At 58.2% G+C, this 25331-nt stretch carries 22 protein-coding genes and 6 pseudogenes; 14 read left to right on the top strand and 14 right to left on the bottom strand.

All coding sequences use genetic code 11. The features are described 5' to 3' along the window. Positions 1–469: 469 nt before the first annotated feature. Entirely contained in the window at positions 470–592 is a 123-nt protein-coding gene (locus ACP2YO_RS14085; protein WP_426441371.1) for a hypothetical protein, read from the bottom strand. A gap of 157 nt (positions 593–749) precedes the next feature. Between ACP2YO_RS14085 and ACP2YO_RS14080 the strand changes: the two genes are divergently transcribed. Beyond that, positions 750–1052 carry a hypothetical protein gene (locus tag ACP2YO_RS14080; protein WP_426441370.1) on the top strand — a complete coding sequence of 101 codons (303 nt, stop codon included), beginning with the start codon at positions 750–752 and terminating at the stop codon, positions 1050–1052. A 220-nt stretch (positions 1053–1272) separates the two neighbouring features. Here ACP2YO_RS14080 and ACP2YO_RS14075 read toward each other — a convergent pair whose 3' ends face one another. The 6 genes from ACP2YO_RS14075 to ACP2YO_RS14050 form a co-directional block, all read right to left on the bottom strand. Next, positions 1273–2625 (bottom strand): transposase, encoded by a 1353-nt coding sequence (locus tag ACP2YO_RS14075; RefSeq protein ID WP_426441369.1) that lies wholly within the window; start codon positions 2623–2625, stop codon positions 1273–1275. 106 nt (positions 2626–2731) lie between these two features. Next, complete coding sequence (locus tag ACP2YO_RS14070; protein ID WP_426441368.1) at positions 2732–3256, bottom strand: hypothetical protein; 525 nt, start codon at positions 3254–3256, stop codon at positions 2732–2734. Positions 3257–4481: 1225 nt separating this feature from the next. Next, a complete protein-coding gene (locus ACP2YO_RS14065) occupies positions 4482–5330 on the bottom strand; it encodes a hypothetical protein (protein WP_426441367.1) in 849 nt (282 codons plus the stop codon). Positions 5331–5620: 290 nt separating this feature from the next. Beyond that, entirely contained in the window at positions 5621–6127 is a 507-nt protein-coding gene (locus ACP2YO_RS14060) for a hypothetical protein (protein ID WP_426441366.1), read from the bottom strand. 26 nt (positions 6128–6153) lie between these two features. After that, positions 6154–6411 (bottom strand): hypothetical protein, encoded by a 258-nt coding sequence (locus ACP2YO_RS14055; protein ID WP_426443553.1) that lies wholly within the window; start codon positions 6409–6411, stop codon positions 6154–6156. Between the two features lie 511 nt (positions 6412–6922). Continuing rightward, a complete protein-coding gene (locus tag ACP2YO_RS14050; protein WP_426441365.1) occupies positions 6923–7141 on the bottom strand; it encodes a DUF2934 domain-containing protein in 219 nt (72 codons plus the stop codon). A 158-nt stretch (positions 7142–7299) separates the two neighbouring features. Between ACP2YO_RS14050 and ACP2YO_RS14045 the strand changes: the two are divergent. The 8 genes and pseudogenes from ACP2YO_RS14045 to ACP2YO_RS14010 all read left to right on the top strand — a co-directional run bounded on the left by ACP2YO_RS14045 (position 7300) and on the right by ACP2YO_RS14010 (position 14331). After that, positions 7300–7690: pseudogene (locus ACP2YO_RS14045) on the top strand (hypothetical protein). A gap of 36 nt (positions 7691–7726) precedes the next feature. Continuing rightward, on the top strand, positions 7727–8158 hold the full coding sequence (locus ACP2YO_RS14040) for a nuclear transport factor 2 family protein (protein ID WP_426441364.1): 432 nt from the start codon (positions 7727–7729) through the stop codon (positions 8156–8158). A 101-nt stretch (positions 8159–8259) separates the two neighbouring features. Further along, positions 8260–9277, top strand: a pseudogene (locus ACP2YO_RS14035) (IS110 family transposase). A gap of 891 nt (positions 9278–10168) precedes the next feature. Further along, positions 10169–10294 (top strand): hypothetical protein, encoded by a 126-nt coding sequence (locus ACP2YO_RS14030; protein ID WP_426441363.1) that lies wholly within the window; start codon positions 10169–10171, stop codon positions 10292–10294. 54 nt (positions 10295–10348) lie between these two features. Further along, positions 10349–10573 (top strand): hypothetical protein, encoded by a 225-nt coding sequence (locus ACP2YO_RS14025; RefSeq protein ID WP_426441362.1) that lies wholly within the window; start codon positions 10349–10351, stop codon positions 10571–10573. Between the two features lie 296 nt (positions 10574–10869). Next, the gene (locus ACP2YO_RS14020; protein ID WP_426441361.1) at positions 10870–11097 is read left to right on the top strand and encodes a hypothetical protein; all 228 of its coding nucleotides are present in this window, start codon (positions 10870–10872) and stop codon (positions 11095–11097) included. A 683-nt stretch (positions 11098–11780) separates the two neighbouring features. Further along, positions 11781–12740 (top strand): sulfite exporter TauE/SafE family protein, encoded by a 960-nt coding sequence (locus ACP2YO_RS14015; protein ID WP_426441360.1) that lies wholly within the window; start codon positions 11781–11783, stop codon positions 12738–12740. A gap of 648 nt (positions 12741–13388) precedes the next feature. After that, positions 13389–14331 (top strand): IS630 family transposase gene (locus tag ACP2YO_RS14010; RefSeq protein WP_426441359.1). Its coding sequence is split into 2 segments (ribosomal slippage): positions 13389–13724 and positions 13726–14331, totalling 942 coding nucleotides; the frame shifts between segments, so codons are not numbered across the junction. Between the two features lie 447 nt (positions 14332–14778). Here ACP2YO_RS14010 and ACP2YO_RS14005 read toward each other — a convergent pair. Beyond that, positions 14779–15363 (bottom strand): hypothetical protein, encoded by a 585-nt coding sequence (locus ACP2YO_RS14005; RefSeq protein WP_426441358.1) that lies wholly within the window; start codon positions 15361–15363, stop codon positions 14779–14781. Positions 15364–15473: 110 nt separating this feature from the next. Between ACP2YO_RS14005 and groEL the strand changes: the two are divergent. Together groEL and ACP2YO_RS13995 are read left to right on the top strand one after the other, a co-directional pair. Next, a pseudogene (gene groEL, locus ACP2YO_RS14000) lies at positions 15474–15689 on the top strand (chaperonin GroEL); the annotation flags it as partial. A gap of 204 nt (positions 15690–15893) precedes the next feature. Beyond that, positions 15894–16210: pseudogene (locus ACP2YO_RS13995) on the top strand (transposase); the annotation flags it as partial. Here ACP2YO_RS13995 and ACP2YO_RS13990 read toward each other — a convergent pair. From ACP2YO_RS13990 to ACP2YO_RS13965, 6 genes and pseudogenes are all read right to left on the bottom strand, one after another. Beyond that, the gene (locus tag ACP2YO_RS13990; protein WP_426443184.1) at positions 16174–16371 is read right to left on the bottom strand and encodes an FCD domain-containing protein; all 198 of its coding nucleotides are present in this window, start codon (positions 16369–16371) and stop codon (positions 16174–16176) included. The pseudogene ACP2YO_RS13995 and the gene ACP2YO_RS13990 sit on opposite strands and share 37 nt — an antisense overlap. A gap of 104 nt (positions 16372–16475) precedes the next feature. Continuing rightward, entirely contained in the window at positions 16476–17660 is a 1185-nt protein-coding gene (locus ACP2YO_RS13985) for a cytochrome P450 (protein WP_426441357.1), read from the bottom strand. Between the two features lie 444 nt (positions 17661–18104). Beyond that, positions 18105–18798: pseudogene (locus ACP2YO_RS13980) on the bottom strand (class I SAM-dependent methyltransferase). 155 nt (positions 18799–18953) lie between these two features. Beyond that, positions 18954–19517 carry a type II toxin-antitoxin system VapC family toxin gene (locus ACP2YO_RS13975; protein ID WP_426441356.1) on the bottom strand — a complete coding sequence of 188 codons (564 nt, stop codon included), beginning with the start codon at positions 19515–19517 and terminating at the stop codon, positions 18954–18956. A gap of 1 nt (position 19518) precedes the next feature. Further along, positions 19519–19857 (bottom strand): hypothetical protein, encoded by a 339-nt coding sequence (locus ACP2YO_RS13970; RefSeq protein ID WP_426441355.1) that lies wholly within the window; start codon positions 19855–19857, stop codon positions 19519–19521. A 301-nt stretch (positions 19858–20158) separates the two neighbouring features. After that, positions 20159–20698: pseudogene (locus ACP2YO_RS13965) on the bottom strand (DnaB-like helicase C-terminal domain-containing protein); the annotation flags it as partial. A 246-nt stretch (positions 20699–20944) separates the two neighbouring features. Here ACP2YO_RS13965 and ACP2YO_RS13960 point away from each other — a divergent pair. The 3 genes from ACP2YO_RS13960 to ACP2YO_RS13950 all read left to right on the top strand — a co-directional run bounded on the left by ACP2YO_RS13960 (position 20945) and on the right by ACP2YO_RS13950 (position 24418). Next, positions 20945–22069 (top strand): Fic family protein, encoded by a 1125-nt coding sequence (locus ACP2YO_RS13960; RefSeq protein WP_426441354.1) that lies wholly within the window; start codon positions 20945–20947, stop codon positions 22067–22069. A gap of 309 nt (positions 22070–22378) precedes the next feature. Beyond that, the gene (locus ACP2YO_RS13955) at positions 22379–22636 is read left to right on the top strand and encodes a hypothetical protein (protein ID WP_426443552.1); all 258 of its coding nucleotides are present in this window, start codon (positions 22379–22381) and stop codon (positions 22634–22636) included. 1530 nt (positions 22637–24166) lie between these two features. Further along, a complete protein-coding gene (locus ACP2YO_RS13950; RefSeq protein WP_426441353.1) occupies positions 24167–24418 on the top strand; it encodes a hypothetical protein in 252 nt (83 codons plus the stop codon). The last annotated feature ends 913 nt before the right edge of the window (positions 24419–25331 follow it).

Here is a 25331-nt window from a genome sequence, read left to right as displayed (position 1 = left end):
TGCCGGCGGGCTGACATTTCTCACCTCCCGCCACATCTGGCTGATCGGACCAAACACCACGCTGTCACATGATGCCAAGCTCCCGCAGCATCCGGCGACGTCCAGTTTTGCGGGCCTTACATCGCAGCGAGCTTGGATCGGTCCAGACTGGCCCGACATTCTCCAACATGAAAGGCGCGGTCGAACGCGGCGCGCTCGGTTTGGCTTCTGTGGGTAATGCCATGCCTTTCTGCGTCAGTCGGGGAGGCTCCCAAGCCCGAACTCCCGGAGCGTTGCCAAGGCCCTATTGACTCTCACGTTCCCTCCCTGTTCGACAAAGTCGGCAGCGCGGGCGGACAACTCCGCAGGGTTGTCGAGCAGGCCCTCCAGAGTAAAGGCCGCATACAAACGATCAAAACCATCGAAGAAGCCCCGCAAGTTCAGAAAGCGCGCACGGTCGGATAGCCAACCGACGCCATCTCCTGTCTCGCTAAAATGAAAGGTGGCAAGGCGCGACGAAAGGCGTCAAGGGCTCCAGCATCAATTCAGCAAAGGCCTGCATGCCCAGGAATAGTTCGTAGCTGCGTCGATGCCAGAAGATCTCCGCGGTCATTGGCCGACTTTCCATGTCAGCGGTAATAGCGGTCCCACGCATTCTCTGGACAGGCCAGCCCTCAAAAAAATCGTTGTGTTTCCGGACCTTAAAGCGGACATTTTGACGGGCTTCAATCAACCTGCATTTTACACAACTATATGATATTGTGTGACTTATGACGGAAAAGATAGAGGACGAGAAAGAGGACATTTCGACGGTCATCGACCGGGGTGAAAGTCCTTCCCAGATGGAGCCCCTGCCAATCTCCGAGAGCTCAAGGCAACGGGGAGCCCTGACCGATCTGGCCGTCGATCTGGCGGGTAAAGCCGCCGGATTCCGGAGCAGCCTCGCGCCCGGCATTCGCACCGCGCTCGCCGATCTCGTGCGATCAATGAACTGCTATTATAGCAACGGGATCGGGCTTGGCTATCAGTTCGAGATGTGTCACCGGATGGCAGCCACATTAAATCAACCCTGAGATGTGGGCTCGTCCCCTCACGCGGGAACGAGTCCGCAATGTCTGCAAGGGGTCAATCGCGGCGATTTTGGTGTGTCGGCGCTAAGTCCGCTTGTCCCCCGATAGCGACCGGACAATGGACATTGCGGAAGGTCTCAAAAGGGCCGATTTTGTTGAAAAAGACCGGAAGTAATTCGTCGCAATGACGAGTACTGATGCAGGCGAACGGCTCCGGCTGTTCTTATGCGAGCCTCGGAGTGGGCATCGGGATCAGCTTGGCCATCTTTCGAAGGTTCTGGGCGGTGGCTGCGAGGATGAACTCATCTCGGGCTCCGTTTGGGCCTCGTAAACGTAGACGGTCGAGCCTGAGAATGCGCTTGAGGTGCGCGAACAGCATCTCGATCTTTTTGCGGAGCCGACGCGAGGTGCCTCCTTCCCACGAGCCTGCGATCTGGCGGGCCATGTCGCGAGCGCCCTCATAGATTGAGCGCGGCACCCTCCGTGAAGGCTGCTTGGGGCAACACCGGGATTTCAGTGCGCACCGATCGCAATCGCGCTTTCTGGCCATGTAAAGCATCGTGGCGCCATCATTCACCAGCGTTCCCGTCGTGGTGAGTACGTTGCCGCTGGGACAGCGGTACACGTCACCTGCGTGGTCATAGGTGAAGTCCTCGCGCGAGAATATCCCGTCTGTGCGGACCGACTTGTCGAACACTGTGACGTGTGGCTCGATGCCGTGCTCATAGACTAACCATCCGAGCATCTCGGCCGAGCCATAGCCGCTGTCGCCAAGGAGTCGGCTCGGATAGAGATCGAACCGTTCGAGCGAGCGCTCAATCATGCGCTTGGCGGCCAAGACCTCAGCCTGCCGGATTGCTGTTGTCGCTTCGACATCGACGATGATCGCATTCTCGATGTCGATCAGGTAGTTCGTCGAGTAGGCGAAGAAGGCTTGGCCGCCGTGCGCTCCCGTCCAGCGCGCCGCCGGATCGGAGGGCGACACAAACTTCGGGGTAACCTCAGTCGCTGCGCCGAAGGCGGCATCGTCGAGGGCAGCCAGATACTCATCGATGGCTCGTCCAGTAGCCTCAGCCGGAAGCCCCTTGTCACCTTCGATCCCCTTCTGTCGATTGGCATCGGCTTTGATCAGGCTCGCATCGACTGCAAATCCGTCCCCACCGACCAGCCGCTCCCTGATGCAGCGGCGCAAGACGCTCTCGAACACACGACGAAACAGATCACTCTGCCGGAAGCGGCCATGCCTGTTCTTGGAGAACGTCGAGTGATCCGGCACCGTCCCATCCAGGCCGAGCCGGCAGAACCACCGGTAGCCCAAATTGAGATGAACCTCATCGCACAGTCGCCGCTCCGATCGGATGCCAAAGCAGTAACCGATCAAGAGCATCCGGATCATGAGCTCGGGATCGATCGAAGGTCGACCGATACTGCTGTAGAAAGGCGCCAGCTCCTGCCTGACCTGATCAAGGTCGACAAATCTATCGATCGACCGGAGCAAGTGGTCGCTGGGGATATGCCTTTCGAGCGAGAACTCATAGAACAACGCAGCCTGTTCGACTTGCCGATGCCCCATCATGATCTTCAGTCCTGCCAATTAGACAGACTGAATCACTGATACCCCTGCGTCGCAACAGCCGTCTTTTTCAACAGAATCGGCCACAAGCGGAAACCGTCATCGTGGCTCATGGCCAACGATCTTCCATGCCAGCGTCCCATCGATCCCATTGCTTCATCACAAAAGCGACGTCATGTGCCGGTGAATGGCACGAGAGAGCATCAGCTACGGCGCCCCGATACACCCAGACTAGCAACGCACCCTTGATGTCCAGAGCGATGGTGCGGGCCCAATCTAGAGTTAGCTGGTCGGCCGACAGCCTGCGAGAAACCCCCTTGAACGCCATTCCAAGCCATACAGTATAGTAGTCGCGAACGGTTCTCGAGTTGGTGTCGACACGTGTCGCTAAGACTTCAAACGACAAGTCTCCTCGCCTGTACTCAAACTCCTCCTGAGCGTCTTCGACGCGGCCAACCAACCCGAGAAAGATGAGCTTCGTACCATACTCGTCCTCGACGTAGAAACGCTCAAACGCGCCCCCTCTCGCGGAGATGAGACCATTCTTCACCGTCCACATAAACGCTGCCTTTCGTTCCTCAGCGACCCATCGGTCGCTTGATCTTGGTGTATTGAACGAGCGAATACGCGGCATTTCAACCTCCTATGCCGGATAGCGTGGTCAAATGCTCAATCCTGAATGAACAGGCGTGGTTTCTGCTATGGGTCAACAGAGTCGTTTGGGAGGTCGGCCAGACACTTCCGGTCTACCCTGATAAGCGGACCGTCTCAGTGGCCGCCCGCACTTCGCATTTGGGCCAAAAACAGACTCGTTTAGGATCGGATCAGCAATTTCTCAAAACGACTCGATTAACGCTCAATTAATGTCGAGCTGCAAATCGCCCGGAGTGGCCAGCAAATTGCGCAACTAGTACGTGCTATGGGGTGATAGGCGAATGGGGCGCAGGCGATCCTTGTCACGTATTCAACGTATCGGGAGCCATTGACGGCCGTGAACGGGATATCTTCAGTGATGAGAAGGCCCGTCAATAACAAGTCTGAGCACGCGCACGACTGCGCTGGATGTTCTATCAGGTACTGGCGGTCGCTTACGGCAGTTTTCCTCACGACAATCGGGCTTCTCTTTTCAGACGTGAGAGTTACGCACGCGGAAACTCTCCTCGACTCGATCCTTTGGCTCGCTCTAGGTGGTGGATTGCTAGAAAACGAAAATACCCACATCGTTACGACGCAGAATGATAGTGTTCTTCACTCGACAACGCAGGTGGATGGTTTGCGTCCGACGACGACCACAATCAAGCGCTTGGCTCCCTGCGAGTTTGACGTAGATATACGCGGAGCAGCTGTGGACGGCGAGTATCATCTTGACCTATCGCAAGCGCAGTTTGATCTGGTCCGGATGGTAGAAAGCCGAAACTTTTTCGACCATAGAATTCGCGTCCTTTCGATACCGAGCGCGAAAATCTGCATGGTCAGCGGTCACGACTATCTAAACGCCGGCATCAATGCTGGGAATTGCGCAGACCATTATGACGTCGGCCCTGCTTGGCGACCTCAACAGGTCGAGTACATAATGGCCGAAATCCGAAATGTTAGGGAGGCTTGCAGCGCCGTGTCGTTCAAACTACGTCCTTCACGCTCGCCAGGTCGCCATGAATTAGGCCGACGCCGGGCGCGGCGACGGTCAACCGCAATGTCAGTTACGGGTCGATCGCGTCATTCTAACGAGGGCTGACCGCTTCCGGTTCACCTCTGACAACAGACATCGTGAGAGCCAGTCGGCACGTCTCATACGGGCCAGAAGCGGAAGCTATTGAACGAGGAATACCGGTCCGAGAAATTCGACACACGCTCAACGCTCAGGGCTCACCCTCTATAAATTTAGCGCCAAACATATTGGCGAGGGTCGCGATAACAGGGTCTTTCTTTCCTGACGCGCGTTCATAGGTATCCGCGTATCCGGTCTCGCCAACCGGGACCCTGCGCTGCATCGGTGACATAACGCATTTCCACGCGGGAGGCTGATCGATGAGAAAGCAGCCCGCGATAAAGACCGGCGCCCACACGGGTGCCTGCAACCATCCGTGATTGAAATGGCCGACCACAGGATCACCTGTCGGCGAAACACCTTGCGTCAATTCGTAGCGATAGCGAAACGTCCCAGACTTCGTACTAAGATCAGGCCGTTCGAGCTGGTGGAAAACAATCGCGTCGGCTGGTGGCGCCGAGGGGCGCTCGGTGGAGCAGCAAAGCTCAGTCGGGCCGAAGAACACTCGTACCGGGGGAGCAAGGTGTCGCCTTGCAAGGAAAGCCAAGGTGTCTGGCTCATTTGCGGGAAACACCAACGTTGCGTTCGGCGGTGTAGCCACTGTTAGGTGGTTCTCGCTCTCAAGCTTGTTCTTTTCGTCTGAGGCAGCGTTATTTTGCCAAGTGACCCAACTAAGCCATGCGCTGTAGCAGACGATTGGTACTGCTAACCATCCGAATGAGGCTCTTCTCGTGCAGGCTAAGTACATAAGATGAACTAGGAAAAGGTTGCAGATGAGAGAAGGCAACAACCCGCCTGTCAGGATCGTTAGGAAGAACCCGGTAAATGGAAACCAGATCAAAGCCCCGACAACGATCAGCGCAATGCCATAGTTTCGAACAAGGCGTAAGACAGGGTTCATTTTCTTGATGGAAGTCCGGAAACGTTCAGCGTCTAACAATACTAGATCGCTGAAGTAGCATTACGTTGCACAAATTCACCGCGTCAACCTTTACACGTCGAATGGTCAATGTTGTATGAAGTGGTGCGACTTCGGCTATGGGTCAAACTCGGAAGTCGCGCTCGGTCACTGCGGCGTCCGCTGTACCCCCGAACAACGGACGTCGACAGGCCAATGAAGCTCCAAAGTCGCCAATAGGTACCCTTGGGAGATTTGAGGGGCCAACGGGGCCGAGTTAACGCGCGGTCCGATCAGCAGAGGGACGCGTGAACCGGCGCAACGCTGGGCGATCAGGTCTTTGCCTTGTCAGTGCTTACCACCGCGCGGAGCGCCGCTGGCTTATTTGCTTCGGGGCTCGGCGCATCGACAACCAAACTGTCAAACTCCATTCCGGGAGAAGATTTGATAACAGGCTCCTTCGGTAAGCTGTCGGCAGGCTCGTACCACGGGGCTTTCTCAATCGCTCCGCCCTCAAGGGCTTGAGCCATCAACTTTCCAATTTCTGGCCCAGTCAGCAGCACAAGGCTGCCGTCCTCGTTCTTGTAAAGCTGCGGACAAAAGTAGAGCGCGTGTATTCGTGGATCATATCCATCTATGACCAGAAAATGCTCCGGCTTGCCGAACAGCCTACGCCTTTTGACCAGCTTTCGCTCCTGAGTGGTCAGAGCTACCCGAAGCTTGTCACGTTGATGGCCAACAATGGTGGCCGCTTCCAGTAGAACCAGCCAATCTCTTGTACTGGCCTTGTCCGCATGGATGGGCACTAACGTGCCGCGATGTCTGTCAAAGATGCTCATGAACTCAAACCTACCAAGTCAGACTGTTAGGCCAACCTGACGCAGGCGCTCCCGAAGGTCAACTCGCGCCCTTGAGCTTGCACGAGGTCAGTGGACGGTACTTTGGGCGGCGGGATCTGGAAGGTTATCGCCGCACTGAGCGTGCGATTTTCCAATTCGAGGTGCTCATTGATGAGCAGCAGAGCTTCTAACGCGCTGCGCATATCGGCATCGCAGTGGGCCACGATCTCATCAATCGCGGAATCGGACTCTTCAAAGAATTTGCGGGTTATTGTGCCAGTCATCGCAATACCCTCCGGTCATGAAAGCGACCAGGATGCTCTCCATTCCGGGCTGGTGTTCCGAAAACGCGTTTGGTTCTGCGTGATATCCACGGGGCGGAACAGTAAGAAATCACCCTGCCCTCGCCGCTGCGATGCGCGAGTTTCTGGTCGCGCATTGGTGGGCCGACATCGGGGTCTGGCAGAGACCGTATTCTTACGGCCTGCGACGTTAACGGTGCTTTCCATAGGTTGGTCGATAAGATGGCCCTTCACACCAGGAAAAGTCCGTCCCTTGACGCCACAAATTTGCACAACCTGCGATGTCGAGCGCAAGCTAACGGGCATCGCTCCAATTGCGGAGCACTATCAGCTTCGCTGGTTTGCCTGCTCGATCTGCAAGAGCGTGGTAAACCTTGTAGCTCACGAAAGTGAGCACATTCCCGTCTATGGCGTTCCGGTCGAGGCCCAGCTACCCCTCGTGAAGGGTACTCTTGCCCCGTAAGTCCCGCCGCCACGCTTTTATGATCCAGCGCTAGCTAACGTCCGTCTGAACTATATCGCGCCGCCGTCCAACGGCTCGGCGACCTGCGGAATTCGGCGCGTGGGACCTGGAATCCCTCGTTGCTCTTTCGGCCAATAGTTGTCTCTCTGCTTGGTACCAAAAGGCATCCAACTTCGTTCTGGGCTCACCAGCGGCCTTCCAAAGCTTATAGGCCCGTGTCCGGATGTTCTCCTCAGTCAAGGTGCGCATTGTTCCACTCCCGGGTTTGGTAGGACAACTCTCCCGGGTGAGACCTCGTTCCCAGCCGAGTCGCCTTTCAACACCCCCGCTCAATGCGTCTTCAGGTTCAATCGCACCCCAAGATTTTGATTGTTTGCACGATCTCCAGTTCCGGTTGGATGGTCGGTATGGGCACCAAATCCCGCGAATACCTAATCGGCGTATCGGTCCGCGCCGCTGCCGAGCGCGCTGTCGAGGCTCGACGAAAAGCCGACCGGAACAAGCGCATGCTCGCCAAGGACCCGCACAATCTTCGCCTGCGCTCGGCGACGCCCTGAACGCCGGGTACTGCTACCTTGAGGTTAAATGCCTCGGGCGCGAGACGCATCAGACTGTCGCGCTCGACGTTGTGCGTAGGCTGAAGACGACACCGATCCACGAGTTGGGGCGATACATGCGATGCAAGGACTGCTCGGAGGTGCCGGGTTATCCGTACAAGCGGACCCATCTCGTGGCGTGCGGCGGACCAAGATTTCGGCTGACGATCCGCCATCGACGTGGTGGCCGGGGGAGCGATAGGCCGAATGCAGCCGTTAGATGCGAGGAGGAAGGAATATGGCGATCAAGCTACTCCCCCTACTTTGCCTGCTGTTTGCAATGCCAAACCACGCCATGGCCCAGGATCAACTCGAAAACGACGCCATTGCTGAGATGCAGAAGCATTTCGCCGAGGCGTACAATCGCGGGGATGCAGACGCCATGGCCGCCGCATTTGCAGAGAACGCCGTCAGGGTGACACCTAGTGGCATATTCCAGGGCCGAGATGCAATCCGGCGAGGGTTCGAGGACGCCCTCAAGCTGGGACTACACGACTACTCGGTTCAACGGGTAATCTCGCGTTCGGAGGGCAGCTTCGTTTTCAATGCGGGAAGATGGCAGGCCAAGCTAGGTGATCAATCGTTCCACGGTTATTACACCGCAATAGTTGTTCGCGAGGGTGATCAGCCCAAGATAATGGAAGAGACCGTAACAGTCGCCACGCCGTGATCAGTCCGCGCAAAAGCAAGCGATGTGCTGGTGTGGACGGCCTCTCATCCCCGCGGTTTGATGGCGCTCTTGGCGTCACAGAAAGATGAGAGGAAAGTCTGATGAATATTCCCGTTCGTATCGGCATGGATACCTCGAAGTCGGTGTTCCAGCTTCACGGTGTTGATGAGAATGAGGTCGTGGTTGTCCGGCGCCAATTTCGGCGAGCCGAGATGATCCGCTACTTCGAGCGGCTTCCGCCGGTTCTCGTCGCCATAGAGTCTTGCGGCAGCTCGCACCATTGGGGGCGCCTGCTCCAATCGTTCGGGCACGAGGTAAGGCTAATTCCTCCTCAATACGTGAAGGCCTACGTGAAGCGCGGCAAGAACGACGCGGCTGACGCCGAGGCACTTTGCGAGGCGGTCACCCGGCCCAGCACCGGTGAAATCAAAGGAACGGCAAGCGGCCTGCATGTTGATGACCGTGCGGGAACGCCTGGTCAGCGTGAAGTCGCAGCTCTCCAATGCTTTCAGGAGTTATGCCGCTGAGTTTGGTATCGTCGGCCCCGCCGGCCGGCAGAACGTGGCGGCACTCATCAAACGCGTGCTCGAAGACGATAGCCGGCCGGAAATGGCGCGGGATCTCTTCCGCCTTCAGGCGGACGAGTATGCCGCGGTCCAAGCTCGCCTAGCAAAGATCGAGGCTAAGCTGATGAAGTGGCATCGCGAGGATGACATCAGCAGGCGTATTGCGACAATTCCCGGCGTCGGTCCGATTGGGTCGTCGATGCTCAGCATGAAGGCACCGCCGCCCGAGACGTTCAGATCGGGTCGCGACTTTGCGGCATGGCTCGGACTGACGCCCAAGGACCATTCAACTGGCGGCCGGCAAAGACTCGGCGGCATCACAAAGGCTGGAGATTCTGTACTGCGATCGACGTTGATCGTCGGTGCAACTGCGCTGCTGAGGCATGTCCGAAAGGGTCGTCATAAGCCCACACCATGGCTCGCCGCGCTGCTGGAGCGAAAGCCGCCGAAGCTGGTCGCGGTGGCCTTGGCCAACAAGTTTGCCCGCATCGCTTGGCGCTTGATGATTTCGGGTGGCGTGTACAAGCAGCCGGTAGCCGCCATGCCGACTTGATCTGAAATCGGCCCGCGAGCAAGGTTGCTCGGCGGATTGCCCATGAACTTGCAGGACGCAGTAGATGGAAGGACCGATCGGTCGATACGCGCGAGCTTCCGAAGGTTACACTGGCACCAAGAATGTCGCCCATGTGCTTGGAACGTGCGTAGCGAACACCATCTCGGCCAGCGGGCTTTGCCCGCGCAAACAGGCCGGACATCTGATAGCAAGCGATCTGGCCAGAAGTCTGCTACAATCCTGACAAGTGGGGGCCGTCCACATCTGCAACCTCTACAGCATCTCCACCAACCAAGCTGCGATCCGCCGATGCCGGGCGGTGTTTCCCGACTTACCCGGCTCCAGTGATCCGCAACACCTCATCACCGCACTCGGATCGTTCAGAGGCCTTAAATAGCTGCCGCCGGGTTGAGACAGCGGCGGCTCTTGCTATTGGCAATTTTAGATGATTGTCAGTTGCTACGCTTTGTGTTCGTACCAGTGGTTTGACCAGGAGTGTACCAAGATGCGCCCGGATGGCCTTTCTTCGAACCCATGGCTTGCAACTTCGGTTCGGGTTCACATCGGTCTCGAAGCGTCCGAATACCGTCCCCGTCGGGCGGCGGCTTTATATTCTGCGAGACACCGCGCAGGCTATCGACGGCACACCAAAGGCCGAGTTAGCGTGGGATCGCTTTCCGACTGAGACCCCCCTCAGAGCCCACGTTGCATCGCACCCAGTTCACGTCGGGCGATAAGAATGTGATTGCAAAGTGAAAATTTCCGGCTCTAAATATGGGTGTTGGAACTTGCTCTCAGACGTGCACCACCATGTCCGAAACGCAGTCAACGCCATCCGTCCTTCCGCCTCGGGCGATGCAGCATCCCCGCTGCCTTAGATGCCAAGTCCGCATGACCGTACTGCACGTGGTCGAGGCCAGGCCCGGCTTCGAGCACTGGACATTGCGCTGCATCAAGTGCGGAAAGGTCCAAGACGTTCAGGTGCAGGCCGACCCGCTTAGCTCCGAGGCGATGTGATGGATCGGCAGCGCTGAATTCGTCCCACCGAAGTGATTGTTCAGGAGGTCGATCATGGTGATTGCAGAAAGGTTTGACAGTCGGACCTTTGCCAACATGGATGTCGCACTGGAAAGGGCCTGTCAGCATTTGCCGAAGGGCACCGATAATCATGCGGCGCGCCGTTACATCGCGCGCAGGATTATCAAACGCGCGGCGAGTGGAGATCAAACTTTGGGGGGCCTGACCGAAGCCGGGCGATTGGCGGCATCGGAGCTTATGTCAAGCAAGGCTGCCTAAGAAGGCCGCCGGGACGTGGGGATCAGATGCCGTACGAAGTGTCCCACGCTAACTTGGCCTTTGGTGTGCCGTCGATCGCCTATAACGTGGCGTCTCCACGGAATAAAGCTGCCGCCAGCTCCCGACGAGACAGTGTTCGGACGCTTCGAGACTGATGTGAACCCGAACCGAAAATAATTCGCAATCAACCGCGCCATTCGCTGCCGCGAGAACGCAAAAATTAGTTCTGAGTCATAATCATGATGGCTCCGATGCAAAAACAAAAAATAAGGTGGGAAAACGACGGGAGGATCGCAATGGAAACCGTACGCCGCTTGCGCGCGATGGCGTCGCTGTGCCGACAGAGTGCCGCATACAATTCTGACAGAAGCTGGAAGCTGCTCGCGGAGGCAGAGTACTGGGATCACCTGGCGGCTGCTGCACTCTCAGAACACTTCAAGGAATGCACTGCCACTAGCGCGAACAACCTAGCGCAGCTCGCCAACGCGAATGATGCGCGAGGGGAACCGATTGCAGTCGCGTGAGTACTCTCACCCGAGCGACTTGGCGACTGCGCTTTTAGTTCCAAGCGCGTTGGCATGAGATGCAGCGGCGGCCTCACCGAAGCTCCAATTCCTTGATCGCCAAGGCCGAAATCTGTGCAAGGTCCATGATGCCGGTTTGCGCGATCTTGATTATCTTCTTCGCGATCATTTCCGTTAAGGGATCAAAGGCATCAACAAATCACGCGCCGCGACATCGCAATGCGCAATGAGTGTCTCAACTGCTTCCTCACTTGAGCAGATCAACATTGCCAGCTCGCGCGCCTGACGGCGATCGTCGCCCGCAGACCGAGTGGCGTCATCATCCAAGAGCATCCGCTCAGCAGGCCGACCAGCGAAGCACTTACCCGACACGCAGCCCTCGTCACCACGGGACTCGTAAATCACGACCGTTCGGCCATATTGGTTGACCGTTTGGAGGCGACCGGTCGCGTCTACATCGATTGGAAGCAGGCAAGATCGCGAAAATAGCCGCAGCCACCTTTTTGGGGTTGCAGACTAACAAAATATCCGCCATGCACCCGCCATCGACATGACCTAGGGCGTGTACTTATAAGCTCGTCGCGTCCGCTTTGATCTCGGAAGCTGACGTTGAAGCCGACATCGCTGCATGTGGGCTTTGGGCCCAAGCTGTGTGAAAACTCTGGCAATTGGAGAAGCCAACGATGCCTCCTCTTGATACTGCGGTGATCGTTCTCGCCGGGATCGCGGTATTTGCAGCCTTCATGAATGGCGCCCTCGGCTATGGGTTTTCATCACTCACCGTGCCGGTGGCTCTAGTTTTCTATACAAATCGCATCCTGAATCCCGCCGTCGTCCTGGTCGAGGTTGTCACCAACTTCTACGTTCTATTCATCAATCTGAAGGGCGTTGCAGCTGTATGGAAAAGGGTGTTTCCAATCGTCACCGGACTCCTCCCCGGCATCGGAATCGGAGCCTTGGTTCTCACTTCGCTTCAGCCAGGCTGGATCAAACTCGGGACCTACACACTTATTCTGCCTCTCATCCTGGTTCAGGCAGCCGGTTGGCGAAGACCAATTCGGTCGACATGGCTGGTCGGTCTTCCCTTTGGAACCGCGCTGGGCGTCCTGTATTCGGTCTCCACCATTTCGGGACCGCCGTTGGCGATCCTGTTCAACAACCAAGGTCTGGTCAAAACCGAGTTTCGGGCCGGTCTGGCATTGGTTCGCGTGGTCGAGTCGAGCGTGACCGCCATCGTCTATTACCAGCTTGGCCTGTTTACAGCTGAAAGCGGGAAGCTCTTATGGGTGTTGGTTCCCTGCGTTGCGGTTGGAGTACCGCTCGGTGCCTACGTCATCCGCCATCTGGATGCCGAGACATTTCGTCGGGTATGTATGAGCTTTGACGCGTGGGTCGTGGGATTCGGCTTCTCCCGCGTATTGATCGAGTTGAATTTGATCGAAAGCCCCTGGGCCTATGTCGTCCTGGCCCTCACAATTTTGGTCGACGCCTATTTGCTGTACATCTTTTTCGCACGGAGAGCGGCCTCAAAGCGCTCGCAAACAACTATTCTTACGCCCGGCGCTCCGAGTGGGCCGGACAATCGCGTCGCTTCGGAGATGACCGAACCTCCGCATGACCCGTTTGCTCCGCTCAACACCTAGCTTGGTTACGATCCTCGCTATCGCCATGCTGGTCATCGCTGTTTTGCCTTCAATTCGTCCGCCGCCCTAGGGCGCGGCACAGTTAGAAACGCGGCCGCACTTGGGTGAGCATAAGCCGCCGATGACGACCGAACTGGGCAACTTCTCCGTTATGGCTGGAAGCCGACGTTTAGGAGTACGCGCCCTATAGAGCGATAGCCTTATCGCTCGTTTCGCATGTAGGGACTTTGCTGCGAGACGAGCCTTAGATCAGGATCTGCCGCCATCGCCTGAGGCGCATGCATTCGCGGGATGCTTTCTGGATTGCCCCAAATTACCCAAGCGATAACGCCGACCGCAAGTATTCCCCCACTGATGGCCCAAAGGTCCCGCCTCCTTGCGCTTCGCTCCCCTCCGCCATCTTAGAGGCATAACGCGGGCCAACCCTGGACGGGTGATCCGAAGGAGCTAAGCGCGCGGTCGCCTTCAACTAGAGCGGGAGTAAGTAAGCGCAACCTGCCGAAGACAACGCGCCTCGACAGATGCACGTGGCCGTCAGCTCGGTCGGGCAAGGCTCGCTAGAGCATGTTGTTTTTTACCGGAATCGGGATTCCCAGCTGGGAGAATTTCTGATTCAAGCTCCGTGCTGGGGAACGGAGGCCAGCATGGATGACACGACCCTACTCGGAAGATATTCGCGAACGCGCTCTGGCGCGGGCTGACACCGGCGAGACGGTTCGTTCGATTGCCGAAGCACTTCAGATCAGTCCCTCCTGTGTGACAAAGTGGAAGAATCTGAGGCGGGAGACCGGAGGCCTGTCGCCCGGCAAGATTGGTGGTCACAAGAGGCCGGTTCTGTCCGGCGCCAACGCCGACTGGCTGCGCAAACGCGTTCGCTCGGGGCCGTTCACCCTGCGCAAGCTGACGAGGGAACTGGCGGCGCGCGGCATTGAGACAGACGTGCGGGCAGTGTGGACTTTTGTTCACGCCGAGGGGCTGACCTTCAAAAAAAACGATCAAGCCGGCCGAGCAAGATCGCCCCGACGTCGCCCGTAGGCGGACGCGCTGGAAGGCGCATCAAGGCAGGATTGACGCTTCGCGCCTGGTCTTCATCGACGAGACCTGGATCAAAACCAACATGGCGCCGCTGCGTGGCTGGGGACCCTGTGGGCAGCGTCTCGAGGCACCTGCGCCATTCGGCCATTGGAAGACCATGACCTTCATCGCGGCGCTACGTTACGACCGGATCAGCGCGCCGTGGGTCATCGATGGTCCCATCAATGGCGAACTCTTTACCCTCTATGTCGAGAAGGTGCTGGCGCCAACTCTGGCAAAGGGCGAGGTCGTCATCCTCGACAACCTCGGCAGTCACAAGGGTAAGCCGGCCCGCAACACCATTCGCACCAAGGGAGCGCATCTGCTCTTCCTGCCGCCCTACAGCCCTGATCTCAATCCCATCGAGCAGGTCTTCGCCAAAATCAAACACCTGCTCCGAGCCGCAGAGCCCCGCGATGTCGAGGCAACCTGGCAAACGGTCGGCAAACTCCTCGATCTCTTCTCCACGCAGGAGTGCGCCAACTACTTCAAAAACTCAGGGTATGTTTCCGTATAAAAACATCACGCTCTAGTGCGACCGGCGGATGGATTTGACTCACGGTGCGGCGGGTTTCGTTATGCGACCTTTTCCGAGACATCGTGTGCATTTCGGGGGAAAGATCTTGTGACCCGGTTGCGTTGGCTGATTGACCTTCTGAAGCCCCGTGCCATCGCAGGCAGGGCAAACTACCTCACTCAAAACTTCGAGCGGTCTTTTCATCGCGATCAATCATTAAAACAAAAGAGTTCGTTTTGCGGGACAATAACGGCCAGTGGCTACAGCACAACGAAACTCGCCCGTTAACCTAACTGATCAACGTTACCGCCTCAGTGTGCGAAAGACACCACGAACGCGTTGATCTAACCCTCCGCCGATGTCGCTTTGAGCGCACAACAGACTAAGCGGCTCTTCGGCAGTTTCGGCAGCTGCCAGGATTAGACGGCCGCGCTAGCCCGCTTGGCCTCAGCATAGGCGATTGCTATTTGCCCATTCTCGCCGGGATCGAAGGCCCGGGGCCTCTCTCGGATTAGCGCCCACCGCAGTGTTCAAGACTGCCGAAACGCCACCGCAGCGGATTTTTTCATCTCGGATTAGATGCTGGCGGGCGGCCTTGCTGATTGCGCGAATGACTTGCCAAGCCTCGGTGGCTTCCAGCCAAGCCTTGGCTTCGCGGAATTTTGTGTACGCCCAGACAAAGGCTGGAATTTTCATCAGTTTGTCCCGGGTAAGGCTGAACAGGCGCTCGACCAGCACGAGCTTTAGAAGTTCGCCGACGATCAATGTCACAACGCTGCTGACCAGCTGGCCGGTAGCCGCCAGATAAGCCGCCACCGGTTTGACCGGTTCCAGCATGATCACCGGTACCGAGAACAACGCCAGCGACGGGTAGGGCCGCAACGATCTGATCCAGGCGCTCAATCGCCTCAGCGCGACATGCCTGGCAAGCCAGTCCGAGATCGGCTTGGCGATGGCCATGAAAGCCGCGTCCACCAAAAAGTACAGGGCGGCGGCCAGAACATAAGTGACCGGTTTCAGAATTCGCTTCACGGGCGATTCTCCTGGCATCCAACCCCCGAGAATTCGAAATGGTTTCACTTGCCGGTGCGACGCGGGTCTCAATTCACGCAACAGGTCAGCTCTCATGACCCACGTTATCGAACTCGCAGACCGGCGAATACGTCAACCTGATCTCCAAGGGCATCATCGATCCGACCAAGGTGGTTCGTGCGGCGATTCAGAACGCGGCTTCTGTGGCAGCGCTCCTGATCACCACCGAAGCCATGGTAGCTGAACTGCCGAAGAAGAACGCTGGCGGCGGCGGCATGCCTCCGGGTGGCGGCGGAATGGGCGGCATGGGCGGTATGGACTTCTAAGTCCAAGCTTTGAGGCTCGATCAAAACAACAAAGGCTCGGCAATAATGCCGGGCCTTTACGTTGCGTTCGACCGTTTGGAAACAACTCGATCTCCCTGCAGCAGACGACCGGGTGCTAGAGCCGGCTCCGCAAATCTGAACAGGTCGATAAGTGGAGTTTCTGCCTGACGGCGGGCAAGATTGGCCCGCGAATCAGGAGAGACGATGAGCAGACGAGCACGCCGGAACCACACACCGGCTTTCAAGGCGAAGGTGGCGCTTGCCGCGGTCAAGGGTGACCGGACACTGGCTCAGTCGGCTGAGCAATTCGACGTTCATCCCAATCAGATCACATCGTGGAAAGCGCAGCTTGAGGGCGGCGCCGCCGATGTGTTCGGTCCGGGCGGCAGCAGTACAGCGGCGGCGTTACCCGCCATTGATGTGAAGTCGCTGCACGCCAAGATCGGAGAGCTGACGCTGGAGAACGATTTTTTAGAAGGAGCGCTCACCAAGGCGGGATTGCTGAGCGCAAAGCGTCGATATGCTTCTCGAGCACGGAGACACAGGTGTCCTTGTCGCGCGCCTTCAATCCTTCGACGACGGCGCGATGTTCGGCCTGGGTGTTGGAGCGGTTGATGCGGTCCATGTCGATCCAGCGCACGAAACGAATCCGCGCGTTAACGTTGCGCAACACGCGCAGCATCTCGGCGTTGTTCGACATCCCACTCCCGAAGTTATTCAATCGCCTCGCCAGCTTGCGCGATGACTGAGACCGGCGAGAAGGAAACTATGCACCTCGCGCCGGTCCTATTGCAGGAGAAGCGGCAGATTGAGCGGGCCGCGGAAACCGAATCCGTGCCAGCGCACGCTCCCGGGATCAGGCAAGGTCATGTTGGGGAAGCGCTCGAACAGCATGGGGAGCAGGATGACGCCAACGGTGCGCCGCGACAGGTGCGCGCCCGCGCAATGATGCGGGCCGTTGCCAAAGGCCTGGTGAGGATTGGGCTCGCGCAGGCCGTTGTAGTTCTCGCCATCTTCGAAGACGTCCTCGTCTCTGTTGGCCGACGCCTGGATCGTCATCACGGTGTCGCCCTTCGGGATGAAGCAGCCGCGAATCTCCGTGTCCTCCATAACGAACCGTGAACTTGCCTGGATCGGCGCTACCCACCGCACCCCTTCCTCAAAGGCGGAGCGCCATTTGCCGCCTGCACGCACGGCTTCAAGCTGATCAGGATTGGTGAGCAGCCCGTAGAGAATCGTCAGCAGGGCGTCGCGCGGCTCGTTGATGCCGCCGCCGATCGCGATCTTTACATTGGCGATCATCTGGCTTTCTGGAATCGGGTTCTTCGCGTTCACCATGAAGGAGAGCGCTGAGGAATCCGGCTCGGCCTGCACGCGTTCGGCGTTGGCACGGATACATCTGTCCATCTCCGCATTGGCGATGTCGGTCGCTTCGAAAGGCCCCGGCGTCCAACCGAAATTGCCGGCGCCGTCGATCAGCGTCTGCGACCATCGCTGCATGTCCTCATCGCTGGCGTCCGGAACGCCCATCACATGCGCCAGAATCCGCGCGGCAAGCGGTCCCGCGAGGGCGGGAAAGACATCGACCACCTCGCCGCGAGGCAGCCGGTCAAGATACGCCGCGGCCAGTTTCGCATACAACGGCGCCCAGTCGGTTTCGATCGTCTTGGGCATCAAGGCCGGCATCATCGCCATGCGTTCGGACCGGTGCTCGTCGTGGTCCTTGCGCATCAGCGTACGCGCGCGAAAGGCGCGCTCCATCGGCGTGTTCGGATCATTGGAACTGAACAACGCCGCATTGTCCTTCACGTCTTTGGTGTCGGCGGCCCTGGTGAGGAAGGTGCGCCCCACGGATTTGACCCGTAATACGGGCGCTTCGCGTCTGAGGCGCCGGTAGATCGGATAAGGATCGCGCGTGAGTTGCTCGATGGTGATGGTCTCGTCGAGGGGGGCCAGGCCCGCGGTCGGCATAGTGCGATCCTATTGGTTGCAGGTCAGTATGTGCCGAGGTGAAGCATAACGGCAGGCGCGAAACATGACAACCCCGGCGCCCGCCGCACCAACGAAGTCGGAAACGTTCTGATCGCCATTTTGTCTGTCATCGGTCATCCTCAGGGACAACCTGTCACAGAAATTAGCGTGTCTCACTTACGGGGTGCAGTCCAATTGTAATCCGGCCTTCATTCGGCGTGCGCCAGCAAAAGAAATAGCGTGTCAGACGGGGCGCAGCGGAGTGAACTCGCGGGGGTGAAGCGCTCTTGATGCGATTTGAAACTCTCGACCCGCTTCCTGATCTCATCACGTTCGCTGCCACCATAGTCGGGCACGCTGAGGCCACCCCGCTCAACGACTTCTTTCGGGTGAGGCCGGCCCGCTCGATCTCCACCTTCAGCGATCTGGCGAACGCCAAGTCGACTAGAGCTTTCGTGCTGAGAAAAATATGAAGCGTGGCGATGTTGTCAGCATCCGGTACGCGTCCGGATATGGTTCCTGAGCTTGATCGAGCGGCATTGGTTCATCGATTCGCTCGATCGAAAAGGCGGCTTCGTTGACGGCTTTTGTCATATAAAGGGCGATGCCAAAACTGCATTGAAATTTGTAGGTCGCCGCGCTGCCATTTTTCCTCGAACGGATAGATCGCGAAATAGTTTTCGCCTTTGGCTGCCGTATGATCCATGAAGGGATGATGAGTTGAAAATACCAGACGACCGCCTTTTTTTAGAACCCTCGCGAATTCCCCAAGTGGCACGGCCCAGTGCTCGATATAGTGCATGGCAAGGGGAGAAAGCACCATATCGAACTGACCATTGGCATAGGGGAGCACCGAACTCAAATCTGCCTGTGCTAACGGAACAGCATCGCCAAGACGCTCTCGTGCGATGGCCAAGAGGCCTTCTGAGATCAAAGCCCGATACAAGCGCACCGCGATTGATCAGCGCTGCGGCGTGGGCGCCACTACCGCAGGCCGCATCGAGAACATGCAAGCCCGCCACGTCACCAGCCAAGCCAAGGCGAGAATGGCAGGCCTTTCATGGAGCGCGTTCCAAGCGTTGTGCTCGTTGTCAGCGCTGTAGGCGGCTGCCATCGCATCATAATCGTTCGGCCTCACGACTCACTCCCTGGGAATCTTTGTCAAAGGCGGTAAAGAAACTGCTGATGAGAAACCGGCCACAAGTCGGGATGGTAACTCCTTCCACGCGGTCGACGTCCTCGATGTCGGTGACATCCACAACCTGAACCAAGCCGGGAAGCAATGTATTAACCTCATCGTCGATAGAACAGCACACGACCGGCAGGGATCAGTTGCAACAAGTAGTCGAAATCCGCCACATTGGCCGTGAGGACAGTGAATCCGGCCTTTTGGGCTTGCAGAAATAGAATGCTATCCTGAAGTGCACGAAGCTTGTGGTCCTTCTGGTAGCCTTGCAGGCGGCAGAGCATGCCCGAGAGGAGCGCGGCGCGGCCGGCGATCTCGGCATCCGGCGCAAAGATCCGGTGAGACGGCATGTTCGCGATCAATGTGCCAATCTGCTTGACCGCCACGCGCGTGCCAAGATGCTTGGGATCAAGCACCCCGACCGTATGCATCAACTCCTGGATAGCGATGGTCGAGTGATTGGCGTGCCTGATCTTCAACAGGTCAGCGACCGCGTTCGGGGCGCGCCCCTGCAGACCATCGATGTAGACGCAGGTATCGAGCAAGAGCTCTTGCCCCGCCTCGGGCGTATCACCAGCGAACGGAAGTCTATGATCCGAACGCCTCGTCAATGTCGCGCCAGGGTCGAAGCGTGCCCAGCGAAGCGCCGCAGCGAAGTCGAATTGCGCCACCTCAGAATCCGAGCTTCAGGTCGGGATCGACCGAACCCATCGTCTTCCGGAACGTCTCGCCAAAATTGTCATCGAGAGCGACGCTGGCGAGCGCGAACTCGATGAGATCCGTATCAGTCGCGATCCCGGTCTGCTGCTTCGCCCGATGGATAAGCTCCGGACTGATGCGGCCGGCGATCCGTGCCCTCTTCTCCCCGAGCAATCCCGAATGTTCAGCAGCGGTCATGATCGCGGCAAAGCGTGAGCCACCGCTCGCCGCAATTTTACCGGTCTTGGCGTGGCGGCTGACCGCGGATCGTTTGACTCGGGATGTGGACTTCCTTGTCGCGACTTTCGGCATTCGGCGCTCTTGTACAACAAATTTCGCTTTCGTTGAACATAACGTCTTCGGCTCATGATTTCAAGGGATCCGTTTGCGGAACGGGGCGACAGCTCGCTGCGGGTGATCGGCTGACAATAGGCGATGCGAGCAAGAATCGGGGTTCCTCCGGCGAGCACGCTTTGCCATCGTCGGCAACGCCGAGAGAGGCCGGGATCGCTGCGGCACACCCTACTCGGTTCGGTGTGCCGCGGCCGGCGACCAAAACAAGCTCGTAGAGCGAGCCCACCGCCCGGCGCTCCGGTAACCAAACGCGGCGCATTCAGCCGATGAGCGCCGACTTCAAGGCGACGGGCAATAATGAACGGGGCGCAGCGGCGAGATCGGAAAATCGCGTGAACTCGCCTTGGAATGACAGATTGACAGTGCCCGTCGGCCCGTGCCGCTGCTTCCCAATAATGATCTCGGCCTTCCCGCGGGAGGCCTCGAGCTCCGCCGCCCACGTGATATGAGCATCGGTCCCGGCTGCCGGTTCCCGACCTTTCAGGCAGTACTCCTCGCGGAAGACAAAAAGCATTACGTCGGCATCCTGTTCAACCGAGCCGGACTCTCGCAGGTCCGACAGTTGCGGACGCTTCTCTTCCCGGTTCTCGACCTGCCGCGACAATTGCGACAAGGCGATGATCGGCACGTTGAGTTGCTTGGCGAGGGCCTTCAGGCCAACCGTAATCTCCGTCACCTCCCGCACGCGGTTCGGCGCAGCCCGATGGGATGTGCCTTGCATGAGCTGAATATAATCGACGACGATTAGGGGTCCACGAACATCGGCGCATCGCTGTAGATCAGCGTGAGCGGACCGACTGCGGGGTTCTCCTGTTGGAGACGGTGCTCCCAGACCTTGCAACTCATATCGACGGTTTGCGGGATCGGGGTGTTACTTTCCCAATTCTGGATGGTGTCCGGCTGACACCGAGCCGGTCAGCGACCTCTTGCTGGGGCTATCTCGGTAAGTTGGGGAGATTACTCACCATCTTCACCGCATTGGATGCGAGAATAATATTGCTCTTGCGGAGATTAGGGGCCATATTCTCCGCAGAGGATGCGGAGAATGGCGACCTATATCCATGAGCTAAAGGACCGGCCCCAGTTCACCTGGGACGCCTCAAAGATCACCCAGAAGCTGGCGGCGGTGCGCAATCACCAGGGACGCCTTGCTGGGCGCATGGAGGAACTCGGCTTCAAACTTAAGACCGAAGCCAACCTCGAGGCCCTCACCGAGGAAGTCATCAAATCGAGCGAGATCGAAGGCGAGGTTCTTAACCGGGAGCAGGTGCGTTCGTCGCTGGCGCGCCGCCTTGGGGTCGATATCGGCGCGCTTACCCCTTCGGAACGTAACGTCGAGGGCATCGTCGAGATGATGCTCGACGCGACAGGACAGTACGACGCTCCCCTCACCTCCAAACGTCTGTTTGGTTGGCATGCCGCTCTCTTCCCGACGGGACACAGCGGAATGACCAAGATCACTGTCGCTAACTGGCGTACCGACGCATCCGGACCGATGCAGGTCGTCTCGGGGCCGATCGGCCGCGAACGTGTGCACTACGAAGCCCCCAAAGCAGCATTGCTAGCCGATGCGATGAAAGCCTTCATCAATTGGTTCAATGACACGCAAGATATCGATTCGGTGTTGAAGGCGGCGATTGCACAGCTCTGGTTCGTCACAATCCACCCGTTCGAAGACGGCAATGGTCGTATCGCGCGTGCGATTGCCCACATGGCGCTGGCCCGCTCCGAGAACAGTTCGCAATGCTTCTACAGCATGTCGGCCCAGATCCGGCAGGAGCGCAATGCCTACTACGATATTCTGGAAGCCGCACAGAAAGGCGATCTCGACATTACCGAGTGGCTCGAATGGTTTCTCGATTGTCTCGACCGCGCTTTCGATCGCGCCGACACCATCCTGGCGTCAGTTCTTAGAAAAGCGCGCTTCTGGAAAAAGCACGCCGACCAGACCTTTAACGACCGGCAGCGAGCGATGATCGAGCGCCTGTTCGAGGGCTTTAAAGGCAAGCTTACCTCGTCAAAATGGGCGCAGCTAACGAAGTCCTCGCAGGATACAGCTCTGCGCGACATCGACGACCTTGTCGCAAAGCGCGTGCTGACCAAGGACGCGGCCGGCGGTCGCAGCACAAGCTATTCGCTAATTACCGAAGATACGACCAGTAGTGGCTAGTCGCAGCCGTTTGGCAGCCACGGTCGCCGTCCAAACAAGCGGGTGCCGGTCACGCGCGAGGCTTTCAATGAGTTGCAAAATGCAGGCGCGATCGCCCGCGGAATCCCCGATTTTGATTACTTAAAAGCTCAACACATGGCGGCGATCGACTCGCAGGTCGTACAATACGAAGGGTGCCGACAAACCATGCTTGGGACGCTTCCAATTGCAAATGGATTTCGGTTCCGAGCGGACGGTGAAACGCAGCACTTCCGATGATCGAACCGCGCGGTGTCGTGAGCTCGGGACCCCGACAATTGCTCCGACGAATTGGCACTGGTCGGCCTCAAGACCGCGCGGAGGATTGCAAGCCCAACGATGCAAGGGATGAACTTGATCTGGGCATGGACCAGCGTCCTGCGCGACACCGGATTCCTGGATGCGGTGAGATCCGGCCAGATCATCTTTGCCGTATTCCATATCCTTGGTCCGTCGGTCGCCTCGCTGGACGAGATCGCCGAAACCGCCAATTTCATGAACAGCACAAAATATTTCCTAGGCAAGCCAGATTCGCGATGTGAAGAATAAAATTGAAGACGCGATTGCTGCCTGGCCTTGCTGTTCCCACGCCATGACCGCTCTGCATGCGACACGCCAGCCGCCAATGCGAAAATTCTCGACCACTATCTTCCGCTAGTGATTTATTGGCTGGTGTAGCTGATCTTGGCTTCGGGGATGTCAGAGTGATCTGGCCTTTCGACCACAGACGCGTGAGCCGATACGTCAGGGGTCGGCCCCTGATGAAGCCATCGGCTTTGGCCTAGTTGAACCACATGCAATGCGTGTCGCCACCCAATTGCTCCTCTAACAAACAAGGCGGTCCAACGAAGATGGTCCTTTGGTTGATCTGAAGAGGGCGGCCGGCGGCGAACGGCGGGCCGTGATGACTGATCGAACCTCAGGCGGTCGCAAGTGCCAACGCGATGCGGTCACTGGGTCGCGGGAGAGGTCGCCATCATCTCTCAATCGTGTCCAGTTCGAGACAAAGATGTCGGCAACCGGACGACAGCCACGACACCATTCGGTCGCGGCGACGCCAAGACCAGCCTTTTTCTCGCATCTTGGCATAGCCACAGCGCCGGTTCGCGCGGCACACCGATTGCTGAGACGGATAACGCGGCAGTTCAACGATTGCTCACAAGCCACCAACGCGGGAGTTCCTTATGAGACCTGCTCGATCCACCCTGATCAAGACGGCCTTGAACCAAATCGTGACTGGGCAGGCGGCAGATATCGACGTTGCGGTCGGCGCCACCTTCGCCGGACCAATATCCACAACGATGAAGCGATCTGCCGGTGATGCGGCTGTATTAAGCTTTGGCGCGACCGGACAATTGTTCCGCCACATCACGGAGCCGACGAGATTGCCGATCTTCCTCGGACGGACCTTGACCACTAAAAACGCTGGGCGCCGATGGCGCCGACACACTGAAACACCAGGTGAACTCCAGCGAGCTCGTGCTTTAGCACAGGACTGCGACGTGCGCGCACTGCGCAGAGATGCCCCGAGCGGAATGCTTGGAAAAGTCGCATCGGCAATCGTACCGAGACGCTTTTTAGAGTCGCCGTGCTTGAGGCGGTGAGTTCGTTCGGCGTTCATGACTCCTTGCCGTCGAGACCTGTAGAGGGTCGTGAAGATCAGGCGTGTCGATCAGTTCGTGGTCGGCTGTGAGAGTTCGGCTTGTCCGAACGTCCGAATTGGTCGTCTACGAGGCCAGCCCCGCGCTTGGCTGATGCCGCCGAAGCTCGATGGTCATCTGACAAGACGCCGCGCTGCACAAAGGAGCGCTGCGTGAGGCGACGCAAGGGCCGGAGAGCGATTCGCTGGGAGGCCGACGGCTCCCGGCATCATCGTACGCCACGGCCCCGTGCTCGAGGCGCTCGACTGGCGCGTGGACGCGTTGCCGGTTGGGATCCGACGCTCGACCAACGACCAGCGCCGGCAAGGTTTCGATCATCATCCGGCGAGCATCGGGCCATTCACCTGACCTGATGATCGCCGAACGCTGTGATCCCAGCTCGAGCCTGGATCGATCAGCACATGGATGGGTACCGACGATGTACTGGCGCGAACGAAGACGCCTCCCGATCAAAGCGCAGAAAGCGGTGCGCGCATCGCATTCTGACGTGTGCCTGCTGCATTTTTTTTGGTCGCTTGTAGCAATCCTCCTCGTCGCGCTCCTCTGGATGAGCAGCTGTACCCAGCGTCGTTCGATGAGCGGCCGCAGCTCGCCGCAAGCGCGTGCTGTGTTCAGCGCGCTGCCCAAGCCCCTCGCCGACAGCGCCAGCACCAAAGGTGGACACGAGTGATTTGGTGCGTCGCGTTCTCAGTGAGCGTGTGGACGATGTTCATCGCCTACTACGCTGACGCTCCCAAGACATTCATCGGCGCGGCTGTTGCCGCAGCGGTAAGCGTGTGGTGGCAGTTCCGCCACGAGTTCTTCAGTTAGCTGGCCTACCGGCGTGAAATGCAAGTCTGCCGACGCCAAGGCATTCTTGCTGGAGTCCGGTGTCGTCGATCCGTGACCAGGATTTCCTTGTTTCAGCCACCTCTTGGACGTCGGATCGTGAGCTGGATTCCTGCCTTCCTCGGGCAGCGTCATGGCTCCAAGTGACGACCGGGTCCGAGCAAGGATACAAGACATCCCACCGACGAAACGGCACGAAAAAGCTCGACGCCCCCCGGGGGGATTGGAGGTGCGTCGAGCACAACCTGGTTAGGTTGGGGCATCAACGCGGCGCAGGGGGTACCCATGCTCATGCCCAAGATGATTGCAGCAAATTATATGCCACGGCGGTCGCCGAAAGGTTTTGGGCGGAACACTCACTATTCTAAGCCGAGTGATTGTTGCCCGTGTTGGCGCTCCCCGGAGACATAACCGGTTCACAATGTCCAGGGCGCCCGGCGGTGTCCGAACTCCGACAACGCCGATGGAAGGTGTCAATCATTCAACATCGCGCCAACACGACCCGGACCTTCCGATGCGGCTGACCGCCCCTCCCTCAGTCGAGCCGCTTGAAGAAGCCCGACGCACCTTGCCGGGCAGAAGGTGCGTCGGGCCGGTGAGGCACAGGTGCGGCAAAGACCGCGCCACCTCCCCACGACGCTTCAGCAAGACACATGCCGCCCCGCATGATCCGATGATAATCCGTCGCGTCTGCGAATAGCAGGAACGACTCCCATTCATATTTGCAAGACGCGCCCGATCATGGACGGGCGCAC

This window comes from Bradyrhizobium genosp. P (genome assembly GCF_049949265.1).
GTDB lineage: Bacteria > Pseudomonadota > Alphaproteobacteria > Rhizobiales > Xanthobacteraceae > Bradyrhizobium.
The sequence above is the reverse complement of the archived record's forward strand: the minus strand, read 5'-3'. Positions and strand labels throughout refer to the sequence as shown.